Source organism: Burkholderia cepacia GG4 (genome assembly GCF_000292915.1).
GTDB lineage: Bacteria > Pseudomonadota > Gammaproteobacteria > Burkholderiales > Burkholderiaceae > Burkholderia > Burkholderia cepacia_D.
Genome location: NC_018514.1, coordinates 1246801 through 1259520, shown reverse-complemented (window position 1 = coordinate 1259520; position 12720 = coordinate 1246801). Strand labels below are relative to the sequence as shown.

Genomic DNA, 12720 nt, shown 5'->3' with positions numbered 1-12720 from the left:
ACAATTTATGTTGCTGCCGCGCAACATGACGCGCGGCCGCGCTCGATTGTCCGTGGCGGACAGGCGCGACGAGGCCGTGGCGGGCACGGCCTCGCGTTGAGGGGGCAGACAGGAAAGTCAGGCGGGAGAAGGGGCGCGGCAGCGGGGTGACGATTACCCGCCGATCCACCCGAACCGCCAGGACAGTCGGCGCGTCGCGGCGAGCAGCGTGTGCGCGAGTTCGCTGTCCGGCCCGCGCGGGAAGCCGCGCGACGAGCCGATGATCGCGATCACGAGCCGGATGCTGCCGGTGTGATCGAACACGGGCGCGGCGATTGTCCCGATGCCCGGCACCGGCGCGTCGAACGCGAAATCGAGTTGGTGCGCGCGGATCGTGGCGAGGCGCGTGCGGAACGCGTCGTCGATCCGGGGCGTGCCGCCGGCCAGGCGCACCGGCTCGTCGGCCAGCAGCCCGGCCAGCACGTCGTCGGACATGCCGGCCGCGAAGATCCGCCCGATCGCTGTATTCACGAGCGACATCACTGTGCCGACCTGCAGGCTCACGTGCTGCGGCCGCGCCGATTCCTCGAGGCGGATCACGGTCGGCCCGAGCGGCCCGAGCGTCGCGGCGGCCACGCTCATGTCGGTCGCGCCGGCCAGCGCGACGATTTCGGCTTCCGCATCGCGGGTCGGCGACACGCGCTGCATCGCGATCAGCCCGAGCGCCTGGCTGAGCGGCCCGCCGCCGAAGCAGCCCGCGTCGTCGCGGCTCAGCAGGCCGATCTTCTGCAGGCTCACCAGATGCGGAAACGCCTTCGCGGCCGGCATGCCGGCCGCTGCGGCGAGGTCGCGCAACGGCAGCGCGCGGCCGGCCGAGACGAGCGCGAGCAGCAGTTCGCCCGTGCTGTCGAGCGCATTGATGCCGCGCTGCGCCTTCGCGTCGTCGGCGAGCGCGGGCGGCATGCGCTGCATGGCCGGGGGCGCGGCCGGCGCGGCCGGCGGCGCGTCGCGTCCGGCGTCGAGCGACGCGGTGGCCTGCCGCGCCGCATCGCGCAGCGCCGTCGCGATCGGGCCGTCCCAGCCGACGTCGATCGACCCGGTCGAACCGATTACCGTCAATGCGAGTTGCAGGCTGCCGTCCGCGTCCAGCACCGGTACGCACATCGCGCTGACGCCGGGGCTCGGCCGGTCGACGCCGCGCTCGATCCCGCGCGCGCGGATCGCCTCGCGTTCGAGCTGCCACGCGCGGGCATCGGGTGCCGGCTGGTCGCCTTCCGCGCCCGCGAGCGTGTCGCCGGCGCCGGCCTGGCTGGCCGCCATCGCGTCGAGGTGCGCGGGATCGCCGAACGCGCGGAACACGCGGCCGGTCGCCGTCGTGTCGAGCGACATCACCGACCCGACGTGCAGGTTCACGTGCAGCGGATAGCCGCCGTGCTCGATCCGCACGATCGTCGGCCCGAGCGCGCCCGGCACCGACAGCGCGACGCTCAGGCCGACCGCTTCCGCGAGCCGCGCCGCGTGCGGCAGCGCCGCGCGATAGGCCGGCTGGCGTTCGATCGACATCAGCCCGAGCCGCAGCGACAGCGGCCCCGGCTCGTAGTTGCCGGTGAGCGCGTCGCGTTTCACGAGCGCGAGCCGCGTCAGGCTGACGAGATAAGTGTGTGCCTGCGCGCTCGACAGGTCGGCCGCGGCCGCCAGCTCCGACAGGCCGAGCGGCTTGCGCCGGCGCGCGAGCGCGTCGAGCAGCCGGCCGCCGACCTCGACGCTCTGGATCCCGCGCTGCGCCTTGGGCGGCGCGTCGTCTGCGCTGACTTCGTGGTTCTGCACGCGATGATTCTTCCGATGACGAAACCCCGCATGGTATCCGACGCCATTTCTCGCGCCAGCCCGCAGGTTTACCCGTATTAAACAATAGCAAGCGACTTTGTCATTGACAAATAATCGGCGCGGGAAGATGATCCGTTCACTCCCCTCAACACATGGCTCGCAGCCACGGAACGCAACATGGCCAAAGCATTCGCCTCCCAAGCCGATCTGGAAGAGAAGAAAGTCACCTGGACGAAGCTGTCCGAGAACGCGTACGCCTACACCGCCGAAGGCGACCCGAACTCGGGCGTGATCATCGGCGACGACAGCGTGCTGATCGTCGACACGACCGCGACGCCCGCGATGGCGCAGGACCTGATCGCGAAGATCCGCAGCGTGACCGACAAGCCGATCAAGCACGTGGTGCTGTCGCACTACCACGCGGTGCGCGTGCTGGGCGCGTCCGCGTATTTCGAAGAAGGCGCGCAGCACGTGATCGCGAGCCGCGGCACGTACGAGATGATCGTCGAGCGCGGCGAGGCCGACATGAAGTCGGAGATCGAGCGCTTCCCGCGCCTGTTCGCGGGCGTCGAGACGGTGCCGGGCCTGACCTGGCCGACGCTCGTGTTCGAGCGCGAGATCACGCTGTTCCTCGGCAAGCTCGAAGTGAAGGTCATGCACGTCGGCTCGGGCCACACGAAGGGCGACACGATCGTGTGGCTGCCGTCGCAGAAGGTGCTGTTCTCGGGCGACCTGGTCGAATACGACGCCGCCTGCTATTGCGGCGACGCGCAGCTCGAACAGTGGCCGGCCACGCTCGAGGCGCTGCGCGCGCTCGGCGCGGACAAGCTCGTGCCGGGCCGTGGCCCCGCACTGCTGAATCCGGCCGAAGTGAACAAGGGCCTCGATTACACGAAGGATTTCGTCACGACGCTGCTCGCGCAGGGCCGCAAGGCCGTCGAGCGCCAGCTCGACCTGAAGGCATCGATGGCACTCACGCGCGAAGCGATGGATCCGAAGTTCGGCCACGTGTTCATCTACGAGCACTGTTTGCCGTTCGACGTGTCGCGCGCCTTCGACGAGGCGAGCGGCATCACGCATCCGCGCATCTGGACCGCGCAGCGCGACAAGGAAATGTGGGACGCGCTGCAGGACTGAGCGGCTCACGGCGGCGGGGCGTCCGGGCGGACGTCCCGCCGTTTTGCTGAAGGCGCCTGACCGGCGGCGGCATTGCGCCGCGGTTCAGGGAGCCGACATCCGATCTCACAAGAAAGCAGGGCGCACGTACGCCCTCGGAGACTGCTGCGCGCTCGATTCGCGTGGCCCGTTTGGAGAGAGACATGCCCCAATCGCTTCCCGCCGAAGCGACGATCGCGCACGCGAGCGTTTCGGCGTCGACTTCCGCATCCGAATCCGCGCCGGTGTCCGATGCCGGCGACGCGCTGCTGTTCCGCAAGATCGCGTGGCGGATCGTGCCGTTCCTGTTCCTCTGCTACGTCGTGTCGTTTCTCGACCGCATCAACATCGGCTTCGCGCAACTGCAGATGAAGCACGATCTCGGCTTCAGCGATGCGATGTACGGCCTCGGCGCCGCGGTGTTCTACGTCGGCTACGTGTTCTGCGAGGTGCCGAGCAACATGCTGCTCGCGCGCTTCGGCGCGCGCCGCACGTTCACCCGGATCATGCTGCTGTGGGGCATCGCGTCGACCGGGATGATGTTCGTGTCGCAGCCGTCGCATTTCTACGTGCTGCGCTTCCTGCTCGGCGTGTTCGAGGCCGGCTTCTTCCCCGGCATCGTGCTGTACCTGACCTACTGGTTTCCCGCGAACCGCCGTGCGGCCGCGATCTCGGTGTTCTTCGCGGGCGTCGCGGTCGCGGGCGTGCTCGGCGGCCTGATGTCGGGCTGGATCATGCGCGACATGAGCGGCGTGCTCGGGTTGCACGGCTGGCAGTGGATGTTCGCGATCGAAGGCGCGCCGGCGATCGTGCTCGCGTTCCTTGCGTTCACGTATCTGGTCGACCGTCCGCAGGACGCCGCGTGGCTCACGTCCGATGAAAAGGCGCGCGTCGCCGCACTGTGCGCGGACGGCCGCGGGCACGGCGCCGCGCATGGCGCGCACGACGGGCGCAGCCTGGCGGCCGCGCTCGCGAACCCGCGCGTCTACCTGTTCGCGTTCATCTATTTCTCGCTGACCTGCGCATCGCTGACGCTCAATTTCTGGATGCCGCTGATGATCCGCGACTTCGGCGTGACCGACGTCGTGGCCGTGAGCCTTTACACCGTCGTGCCGAACGCGGTCGGCGCGGTGGGGCTGATCCTGATCGCGCGCCGCTCGGACCGCACCGGCGAGCGCCGCAAGCACTTCGCGTGCTGCACGATCGGCGGCGGGCTCGCGCTGGCGGCGCTGACGCTGCACCTGCACAGCTTCGCGGCGATGCTCGCGTGCCTGTCGATCGCGGCGACGCTGATCTTCGCCGCGCTGCCGATCTTCTGGGCCGTGCCGACCCGCTACCTGTCGGGCAACGCGGCCGCCGCCGGGATCGCGCTGATCAGCAGCATTGGGATCACGAGCGGCATCGTCAGCCCGTGGGTCATCGGGATGATCCGCACGCGCACCGGCAGCATGGATCTCGCGGTGTACCTGCTGGCCGCGCTGCTTGCGGTGAGCGGCGCGGCGCTGCTGCTCGGCGTGAAGGGCGAGCCCGCGCGGCACGATTGAGTCACGGCCGGGCGCTGCCGGCGGGCGGCGGCGACCGGCGTTGCGGTCCTGTCCGCCCCGCAATCGCACCCATCGAGGAGACGATCGATGTCAGCCCATCTTCAAGCGGACGCCGCGCATGCCGTCGCGTCCGGTTCCCGCACGTCGGACGACGCGCTGTACCGCCGCATCGGCGCGCGGATCGTGCCGTTCCTGTTCATCTGCTACATCGTGTCGATCCTCGACCGCAGCAACATCGGCTTTGCGCAGTTGCAGATGCGGCAGGATCTCGGCCTGACCGATGCGATGTACAGCCTCGGCGCGGTGCTGTTCTTCGTCGGCTACGTGCTGTTCGAGGTGCCGAGCAACGCGCTGCTGCGCCGCTTCGGCGCGCGCCGGACCTTCGCGCGGATCATGTTCCTGTGGGGCGCGGTGTCGGTCGCGATGATCACCGTCGACAGCGCGAAGCATTTCTACGTGCTGCGCTTCCTGCTCGGGCTGTTCGAAGCCGGCTTCTTCCCGGGCGTCGTGTTCTACCTGACGTACTGGTATCCGGCGCGCCGGCGCGCTTCGGTGCTGTCGATCTTCTACGCGGGCGTCGCGGTGGCCGGGATGGTCGGCGGGCTGCTGTCGGGCTGGCTGATGCGCGGGATGTCGGGCGTGCTCGGGCTGCACGGCTGGCAATGGATGTTCGCGATCGAGGGTGCGCCCGCGATCCTGCTCGGCGTGATCGCGTGGTTCTGGCTGTGCGACCGCCCCGAGCACGCGCGCTGGCTGTCCGACGACGACCGGCAACGGCTCGCGGCCGACCTGGCCGCCGATCGCGCGGACGCGCCCGCGCATGCGGCCGGCTCGTTGCAGCAGGTGCTGGCCGAGCCGCACACCTACCTGTTCGCGTTCATCTATTTCTCGCTGACGACCGCGCTGCTGATGCTGTTGTTCTGGATGCCGCTGATGATTCGCGAATTCGGCATTCACGACGTCGTGCAGATCAGCCTGCTGTCGATCGTGCCGAACGCGATCGGCGCGGCCGGCCTGCTCGCGATCGCGCGACGCTCCGACCGCAAGCGCGAACGGCGCCGGCACTTCGCCGCGTGCGCGTTCGGCGGCGCGGTGGCGCTCGCGTTGCTGACGCTGCACCTGCCGAGCATCGTCGCGATGATGGCGCTGCTGTCGATCGCGGCGATGCTGATCTTCGCCGCGCATCCGGTGTTCTGGGCCGTGCCGTCCGCGTATTTCTCCGGCGCCGGCGCGGCGGGCGGGATCGCGCTGATCAGCAGCATCGGCGTATCGAGCGGGATGATCACGCCGTGGATCGTCGGGGTGATCCGCACCCGCACCGGCAGCATGGACTCGGCGATGCTGATGATCGCGGGATTGCTGGCCGCGTGCGCGGTCGCGATGCTGCTGGGCGTGCGCGCCACGCCGCGCGACGCGGTGCAGTCGCCGCGGTGATGGATCCATGTATCCGTATTGATGACGGATCGACGCGCCACGCGCACGGCGGCGAGCGCGGCTAGGCGCGATAGACCTCGATCCGGTTGCGGCCGAGTTCCTTCGCGACGTACAGCGCCTTGTCGGCGCGCGACAGCGACTGGTACGCGCCGAAGTCCGAGGTCCGCATCGCGTCGATGCCGATACTGACGGTCAGTGCGAGCCGCTGATCCTCGTGCACGAGCTGCGTGTCGGCTGCGCGCTGCTGCACGCGCAGCGCGAGCGCGAACGCCGCGTCGATCCCGGATCTCGGCAGCACGATCGCGAATTCCTCGCCGCCGATGCGCCCGACGATGCCGTCCGGCCCGATCTCCGCGCGCAGCAGCCGCGCGAAATGCCGGAGCGCGCGATCGCCGAGCGGATGTCCCCAGCGGTCGTTCAGCGCCTTGAAGTGATCGAGGTCGAGCATCAGCACCGCGGCGTCCTGGCCGGTCGCGCGCACGCAGCGCAACGCGGCTTCGCTTTGCCGCATGAACGCGTGGCGGTTGGACAGCTCGGTCAGATGGTCGGTCGTCGCCATCCGGTGCAGTTCGGTCTCGATGTGCTTGCGCTCGGTCGCATCCGTGATGAAGCCATGCCATATCGTGCCGCCGTCCGGCGTGCGTTGCGGGCGCGCGTCGCCTTCGCGCCATCGCATGCCCTGGTCGGGCAGCAGCACCCGATATTCGAGCCGCCAGGGCGCCAGTCGCGCCGACGACGCTTGCAGCGACTCGCGGTAGGCGGCCAGGTCGGCCGGATGGATCCGGGTTTCGATCGCATCCGCGTCGCCGGCGATCTGCTCGGGCGTCAGTTCGTAGATGTCGCGTGCGCCGGCGCTCGCATACGAAAAGAATCGTCGACCGTCGGCCGTCTGCCGCAGCTGGAACACGAGGCCGGGAACCTGGTCGGTCAGGTTCGTGACGAGCGTGGCGGCGTCGCGCAGCCGGCCGGCGAGCTCGCGCAGCGCGGTGATGTCCGTGGTCGTGCCCACCATGCGCAGCGCGCGCCCGTTGCGGTCGCGGGTGATGACCTTGCCGCGGCTGCAGATCCATTTGTACGTGCCGTTCTTGCAGCGGATGCGGTGCTCGACCGCATAGCTGTCGGTCCGGCTTTCGAAGTGCGCGAGCATCGCGGCCTTCACGTCGGCGACATCGTCCGGGTGCAGCCGGTCGTACGCATCCTCGATCCGGCTCGTCAGCTCATGCGGCGCGTAGCCGAGCAACGCTTTCCAGGCCGCCGAGTAATGGATCTCGCCGGTTTCCACGTTGCGATCCCACACGCCCGTGCCGCTTTCGGTCAGCGCCAGTGTGGTCAGCGCGCTGCGTTCCTCGACGGCGCCGAGCCGTTCGTGCAGCGCGGCTTGCGCGTTCGCGCGACCGATCGCGCGTTCCGCCAGCGTCGCCAGGTCGTGCAGGAAAGTTCGTTGCGCGGCATCGAGCGTCAGGCCCGTGCTGCCGACGACGCACAGTGCGCCAATGGCAGCGCCGTCGGGTGCGATCAGGTCGCACGCCGCGACGACATGCAATGCATCGAGCAGCGGATTGGCTGCAACGGGCGTGACGAATCGTCGGTCGGCAGTCGGTACGCGTTCGACCGGCGGCGGGAAGAACTCGGCGGGAAGCGTGGCGGGCAACCTGCCGTCGGATGCCAGCACGCGTTGCGCGCCGGCTTCAGCGTGCGCGACGAACGCACCGGCCGTGCCGAAATGCGCGCGGGCGAGATGGCACACGGTCGCCAGCTCGGGCAACGGCACAAGCGCCGGTCGATGGTCGGCGGGGGCGCGAGAGGAGCCGGGCGTGTCGCCGGTCCCGGTGGTGAACATTCGGAACCGCATGGTCGAATTCCGCGACGGTCGATTGCGCCGATGATCGGACAAATGCCGGGTGGGCGCTGCTTCGGGGGCTGCAATCGGAGAGCTTATCGTCGCGAGAAATGCGTGGCAAGCGGGTCGAAACCGGCGTTGGGTCTGACGAAACGAGGTGGCCGGAATGCGTCGCGGCGTTGACGACGACCGGCGCACTCCGGCGCGATCAACAGTGTTCGACAGGATGCTTCGATTCGACGGCGTCGCGCCCGAGGCAGCCCGGGCGCGACGCGGATCCGGCTCGACTAGCGTGCAGCCGCATAGCGCGGCGCTGGCGAGTCCGTCGACAGGTGCGGCGCCATCGTGCGGCGCGCGGCCTCGTATGCATCCCATTCGTCAGCCGCGTGCAACGACGGAATCGTCACGAGTTCGCCGCGCTCGAAGCCGATGAGCGCCGCGTCGACGAGGTCCGACGCCGACATCACGATTTCCTTCGGCAGGTGTTCGAGCGGCAGGCCGCCGGTCTGCCAGAAGTCGGTGGCCGTCGCGCCGGGCAGCACGGCCTGCACCTGCACGCCGTGGTTGGCGAGTTCGTGATGCAGCGACTGACTGAACGCGAGCACGAACGCCTTGCTGCCGCCATAAACGCCATTGAGCGTTTCCGGCGACAGCGCGACGATCGACGAGATATTGATCACGGCGCCGCGGCCGCGTGCGACGAAGCCGGGCACGGCTGCATAGGTCAGGCGCGTGAGCGCGGTCACGTTCAGGTCGATCATGCGCGTCATCGCGTCGACGTCGCTGTCGAGCAGCGGCGCGTGGGTGCCGACGCCCGCGTTGTTCACGAGCAGCGTGATGCTCGCGTCCTGCTTCAGCTTCGCCTCGACGGCGGCGAGCGCCGCGCGGTCGTTGAGGTCCGCGCCGACGATCTCGACGCTGCGCTGCGTGTCGTTCGTGATGCGCTCGGCGAGGGCGATCAGCCGGTCGCGGTTGCGCGCGACCAGGATCAGGTCGTAGCCGCGGCGCGCGAGCCGGTCGGCATAGATCGCGCCGATGCCGGACGATGCGCCGGTAATGACGGCGGTACCGCGATGTGCTTCAGTCATGATGTCGCTCCGTGTCGAGGAAAGGGTGAGTGCGTGAAAGCATTGTGGCTTCGAAACGCAGCGACACAAATGACGTAGATGGGTATGATTTCGGACATCGGGCCGATGGCCGGTCCCGGCACCGGAGACACGCATGCACCGTATCGGCTTTCTGATCAGCGACGGCTTCCAGATCATGGCGCTCGCCGCGCAGTCGGTGTTCGAGTACGCGAACATGGGCGCGGGCGAGCCGTTCTACGTGATGGCCAACTATTCCGTCGACGGCGGCGACGTGCGCTCGTCGCTCGGGCTGTCGGTCGCCACGCAGGCGTTGCGCGGGCGGATCGACGTCGATACGTGGATCGTCGCGGGCGTGAACGATCCGCTCGCGTCGCCGGCGCCGGCCGGCGTGGTCGCGTTCCTGCGCCGCGCGAACGTGCGCGCGCGGCGAGTCGCGGGCATCTGCACCGGCGCATTCGTGCTCGCCGAGGCCGGGCTGCTCGCGCAGCGCCGCGCGACGACGCACTGGGCGTACGGCCGCGACATGCAGAAGCATTTTCCGGACATCCGTGTCGAGGAAGACCGGATCTACATCGTCGACGGTCCGATCTGGACGTCGGCCGGGATGACGGCCGGCCTTGATCTCGCGCTCGCGATGGTGGAAAAGGATCTCGGCGCGGACGCCGCGCGCTCGGTCGCGCACAAGCTCGTGATGCACCAGCGCCGCGCGGGCGGGCAGTCACAGCATTCGGAAATGCTGGACCTCGCGCCGAAATCGGACCGGATCCAGAATGCGCTGAACTATGCGCGGCAGAACCTCGGCCGAGCCTTGACGGTCGACGAACTGGCCGACGCCGTCCACCTGAGCCCGCGCCAGTTCAGCCGCGTGTTCACGCTCGAAACCGGGCAGTCGCCGGCGAAGGCGATCGAGCGGCTGCGGCTCGAGGCCGCGCGGCTGATGATCGAGCAGAGCCGGCATTCGCTCGACGTGATCGCGAAAGAGAACGGCTTTCGCGACCGGCGCCACCTGCGCGACGCGTTCGTGCGCGGCTTCGGCGTGCCGCCGCAGGCGATCCGGCGCGACGCGCGCGCGGACGAGCGCGAAATGGCCTGATGGCGGCCGTGGTCGGCCGTTCAGCGCGTGACGAACGGCGCCGCGTCGTGCGGCGCCATGCGCGCATGCTTCCGCTGACGCAGCAGCGCGACGCGGCAATTCTCGCGCGCGGTCTCGCGGCCGTCGTCGTCGAGCAGCACCAGGTCGCCACGCATCACGTTGAGCGTGATCACGTCGTCACCGGGCGCGCCGAGTGTTTCCGGCGTGTGCACCGAGCCGGCCGGTTCGAGCACCGTCGAGCCGGCCTGCGCGACCCAGTCGTACTCGCGGTAGCGCCACGCACCCTGCAGCGTATGAACAAACACCTCGCCGTCGTGACGATGGCGCGGCAGCGTGCCGCCGGCCGGCATCTTCAGCAGCGCGGTCAGCGTGTCTTCCGCCGCATTGATATGCAGATACTTGATCGCGAGCCCCGGCAGGTCGGCACTCATCGGCAGCCACGGCAGCGCGTCGCCGGGCAGGCACGAAATCGGCGGCAGGTCGGTGGAGAGCGGGGCGGAGGGCGGCGTCATGGCGGGAAGCGGAGCGGAAACGGGAAGTCCGCATTATCGCAGAGCAGGTCGGGCAGCCGAACGGGTTCGGCTCATGTTCGGCCTCGGGCGACTGTCCGCATGCTCGGCGCGTCCGGATATATACAGTTAAACTGTAAAGGTTTGCTGTAGATATGCTATCGTGAATTCATGAACACGCCATCGTCGTCCCCCGAAGCGCCGCGCCTGGCCGGTCTCGCCGGCGAACTCCGCATCTCGGTCAGCAAGCTGATGCGGCGGATGCGGGAGCAATCCCACCCGAACGACCTCACGTCCTCGCAGAAATCGGTGCTGCTGCGGCTCGACCGCGACGGCCCGGCGACCGTCTCCGGGCTCGCGCGTGCGGAAAGCGTGCGGCCGCAGTCGATGCGCATGACGGTGGCGACGCTGGAATCGATGGGCGCCGTCAGCGGCGCGCCCGATCCAACCGACGGCCGGCAGACGCTGATCGCGCTCACGCCCGCCTTCCGCACGCGGCTGCAGGCCAACCGCGCGGCCAAGGACGACTGGCTGTTCCGCGCGCTGCACGCGCAGTTGTCGACGCAGGAGCAGGCCGAACTCGCGTCGGCCGTGCAGCTGCTGCAGCGGCTCGCGGAATTCCAGGACGCGGTGCGCCCGTGACCCCGATCGATCCGCCCGGCGGGAGCAACGCGCGAACGTGAACATCCTGCATCTCGTGTCGTACTTCTTCGGCGGCGTCTTTCTGGCAAACGCCGTCCCGCACCTCGTCAGCGGGCTGCGCGGCGAGCCGTTCCAGACGCCGTTCGCGAATCCGCCCGGTCGCGGGCTGTCGTCGTCCACCGTGAACGTCGTGTGGGGCGTCGTCAATCTCGCGATCGGTTATGTGCTGCTGCGCCGGGTCGGTGCTTTCGACCTGGCGCGCACGGCCGACGCGGCCGCGCTCGGGCTCGGCGTGCTGGCGATCGGCCTGTTCCTCGCGCGGCACTTCGGCGCGCTGCACGGCGGCAACGCCCCGGAGCGGCCATGAACGTGCCGGCCGCGGGCGTGTTCCGCTCGCTTCGCAGCTTCAACTACCGCGTCTGGGCGGCCGGTGCGCTGGTGTCCAACGTCGGTACGTGGATCCAGCGCACCGCACAGGACTGGCTGGTGCTCACGCAACTGACGCACCACGACGCGTCGGCGGTCGGGATCGTGATGTCGCTGCAGTTCGGCCCGCAGCTCCTGTTGCTGCCGTGGACGGGCTACGCGGCCGACCGCTTCAACCAGCGCCGGCTGCTGATGACGACGCAGGCGCTGATGGGTGGCCTCGCGCTCGCGTTGGGGGTGCTGACCGTCACCGGCGTCGTGCAGCTGTGGCACGTCTATCTGTTCGCGTTCCTGTTCGGCTGCGCATCGGCGTTCGATGCGCCGGTGCGGCAGACCTTCGTCGCGGAACTGGTCGGCGACCGCGAGCTCGCGAACGCGGTCGCGCTCAATTCGACGTCGTTCAATGCGGCGCGGATGATCGGGCCCGCGGCGGCCGGCTTCATCATCGCGTCGGTCGGCACGGGCTGGGCGTTCCTGCTCAACGGCATCAGCTTCGTCGCGGTGCTCGCGTCGCTGTCGCTGCTGCGCACCGACGAACTGCGCGAGAACGGGCGTGCCGGCCGTACGCGGGGAAGCCTGCTCGACGGCTTTCGCTACGTGTGGCATCGCCCGGACCTGACGGCGACGCTCGCGATGCTGTTCCTGATCGGCACGTTCGGCCTGAACTTCCCGCTGTTCATCTCGACGATGGCGGCCGGCGTATTCCACGTCGACGCGCGCGGCTTCGGCATCCTGTCGTCGATGATGGCGGTCGGCACGATCACGGGCGCGCTGCTCGCGGCGCGCCGCGAACGGCCGCTGTTCCGGCATTTGTGGATCGGCGCCGCGGTGTTCGGCGTGGGCTGCACACTTGGCGCGATCGCGCCGGGCTACTGGCTGTTCGCGGCCGCGCTCGTGCTGACCGGGATCGCCGCGATGACGTTCACCACGTCGACCAATGCACTGATGCAACTGTCGACCGAGCCGGCGATGCGCGGACGCGTGATGGCACTGCGCCTCGCGGTCGCGTTCGGCGGCACGCCGATCGGCGCGCCGGTCGCGGGCTGGGTCGCGAACCACCTCGGCCCGCGCTGGGCGCTCGGCGTCGGCGCGGCATCGGGATTCGCGGCTGCGCTGGTCGCCGTGTACTTCATGATGCAGATGCGGCGCCAGCCGCAGCCCGGCGGCACCGACGAAGCCTGAG

Annotated in this window: 11 protein-coding genes; 7 read left to right on the top strand and 4 right to left on the bottom strand. The window is 69.3% G+C overall.

Annotated elements, in window-relative coordinates; genetic code table 11:
• Nucleotides 1–153: 153 nt before the first annotated feature.
• A complete protein-coding gene (locus GEM_RS21400; protein ID WP_014899480.1) occupies nt 154–1806 on the bottom strand; it encodes an IclR family transcriptional regulator in 1653 nt (550 codons plus the stop codon).
• Between the two features lie 177 nt (nt 1807–1983).
• On the opposite strand from GEM_RS21400, the gene GEM_RS21395 reads away from it, so the two are divergent.
• The 3 genes from GEM_RS21395 (at nt 1984) to GEM_RS21385 (ending at nt 5939) form a co-directional block, all read left to right on the top strand.
• On the top strand, nt 1984–2943 hold the full coding sequence (locus GEM_RS21395; RefSeq protein WP_014899479.1) for an MBL fold metallo-hydrolase: 960 nt from the start codon (nt 1984–1986) through the stop codon (nt 2941–2943).
• A gap of 182 nt (nt 2944–3125) precedes the next feature.
• Nucleotides 3126–4505, top strand: a complete 1380-nt coding sequence (locus tag GEM_RS21390) for an MFS transporter (RefSeq protein WP_014899478.1) — start codon at nt 3126–3128, stop codon at nt 4503–4505.
• 87 nt (nt 4506–4592) lie between these two features.
• Nucleotides 4593–5939, top strand: a complete 1347-nt coding sequence (locus GEM_RS21385) for an MFS transporter (protein ID WP_014899477.1) — start codon at nt 4593–4595, stop codon at nt 5937–5939.
• 61 nt (nt 5940–6000) lie between these two features.
• Here GEM_RS21385 and GEM_RS21380 read toward each other — a convergent pair whose 3' ends face one another.
• On the bottom strand, nt 6001–7791 hold the full coding sequence (locus GEM_RS21380) for a sensor domain-containing diguanylate cyclase (RefSeq protein ID WP_014899476.1): 1791 nt from the start codon (nt 7789–7791) through the stop codon (nt 6001–6003).
• Nucleotides 7792–8066: 275 nt separating this feature from the next.
• Entirely contained in the window at nt 8067–8867 is an 801-nt protein-coding gene (locus GEM_RS21375) for an SDR family NAD(P)-dependent oxidoreductase (protein ID WP_014899475.1), read from the bottom strand.
• 133 nt (nt 8868–9000) lie between these two features.
• On the opposite strand from GEM_RS21375, the gene GEM_RS21370 reads away from it, so the two are divergent.
• The gene (locus tag GEM_RS21370) at nt 9001–9960 is read left to right on the top strand and encodes a GlxA family transcriptional regulator (protein ID WP_014899474.1); all 960 of its coding nucleotides are present in this window, start codon (nt 9001–9003) and stop codon (nt 9958–9960) included.
• A gap of 20 nt (nt 9961–9980) precedes the next feature.
• Here GEM_RS21370 and GEM_RS21365 read toward each other — a convergent pair whose 3' ends face one another.
• Nucleotides 9981–10472 (bottom strand): 2,4'-dihydroxyacetophenone dioxygenase family protein, encoded by a 492-nt coding sequence (locus GEM_RS21365; RefSeq protein ID WP_014899473.1) that lies wholly within the window; start codon nt 10470–10472, stop codon nt 9981–9983.
• Nucleotides 10473–10640: 168 nt separating this feature from the next.
• Here GEM_RS21365 and GEM_RS21360 point away from each other — a divergent pair, with 168 nt between their 5' ends.
• From GEM_RS21360 to GEM_RS21350, 3 genes are read left to right on the top strand one after another with little or no spacing between them, the layout of a single operon-like run.
• Nucleotides 10641–11111, top strand: coding sequence for a MarR family winged helix-turn-helix transcriptional regulator (locus GEM_RS21360; RefSeq protein WP_014899472.1), 471 nt, complete (start codon nt 10641–10643; stop codon nt 11109–11111).
• Nucleotides 11112–11148: 37 nt separating this feature from the next.
• The gene (locus GEM_RS21355) at nt 11149–11478 is read left to right on the top strand and encodes a hypothetical protein (protein WP_014899471.1); all 330 of its coding nucleotides are present in this window, start codon (nt 11149–11151) and stop codon (nt 11476–11478) included.
• Nucleotides 11475–12719 (top strand): MFS transporter, encoded by a 1245-nt coding sequence (locus tag GEM_RS21350; RefSeq protein ID WP_014899470.1) that lies wholly within the window; start codon nt 11475–11477, stop codon nt 12717–12719. Before GEM_RS21355 ends, GEM_RS21350 begins: the two co-directional genes overlap by 4 nt.
• Nucleotide 12720 lies beyond the last annotated feature (1 nt).

What these genes read in the sequence shown, in the direction of transcription:
- GEM_RS21380 (WP_014899476.1), bottom strand. Translation starts at nt 7,791, where the DNA reads ATGCGGTTCCGAATGTTCACCACCGGGACCGGCGACACGCCCGGCTCC.
- GEM_RS21375 (WP_014899475.1), bottom strand. Translation starts at nt 8,867, where the DNA reads ATGACTGAAGCACATCGCGGTACCGCCGTCATTACCGGCGCATCGTCC.
- GEM_RS21360 (WP_014899472.1), top strand. Translation starts at nt 10,641, where the DNA reads ATGAACACGCCATCGTCGTCCCCCGAAGCGCCGCGCCTGGCCGGTCTC.
- GEM_RS21350 (WP_014899470.1), top strand. Translation starts at nt 11,475, where the DNA reads ATGAACGTGCCGGCCGCGGGCGTGTTCCGCTCGCTTCGCAGCTTCAAC.
- GEM_RS21390 (WP_014899478.1), top strand. Translation starts at nt 3,126, where the DNA reads ATGCCCCAATCGCTTCCCGCCGAAGCGACGATCGCGCACGCGAGCGTT.
- GEM_RS21370 (WP_014899474.1), top strand. Translation starts at nt 9,001, where the DNA reads ATGCACCGTATCGGCTTTCTGATCAGCGACGGCTTCCAGATCATGGCG.
- GEM_RS21395 (WP_014899479.1), top strand. Translation starts at nt 1,984, where the DNA reads ATGGCCAAAGCATTCGCCTCCCAAGCCGATCTGGAAGAGAAGAAAGTC.
- GEM_RS21385 (WP_014899477.1), top strand. Translation starts at nt 4,593, where the DNA reads ATGTCAGCCCATCTTCAAGCGGACGCCGCGCATGCCGTCGCGTCCGGT.
- GEM_RS21365 (WP_014899473.1), bottom strand. Translation starts at nt 10,472, where the DNA reads ATGACGCCGCCCTCCGCCCCGCTCTCCACCGACCTGCCGCCGATTTCG.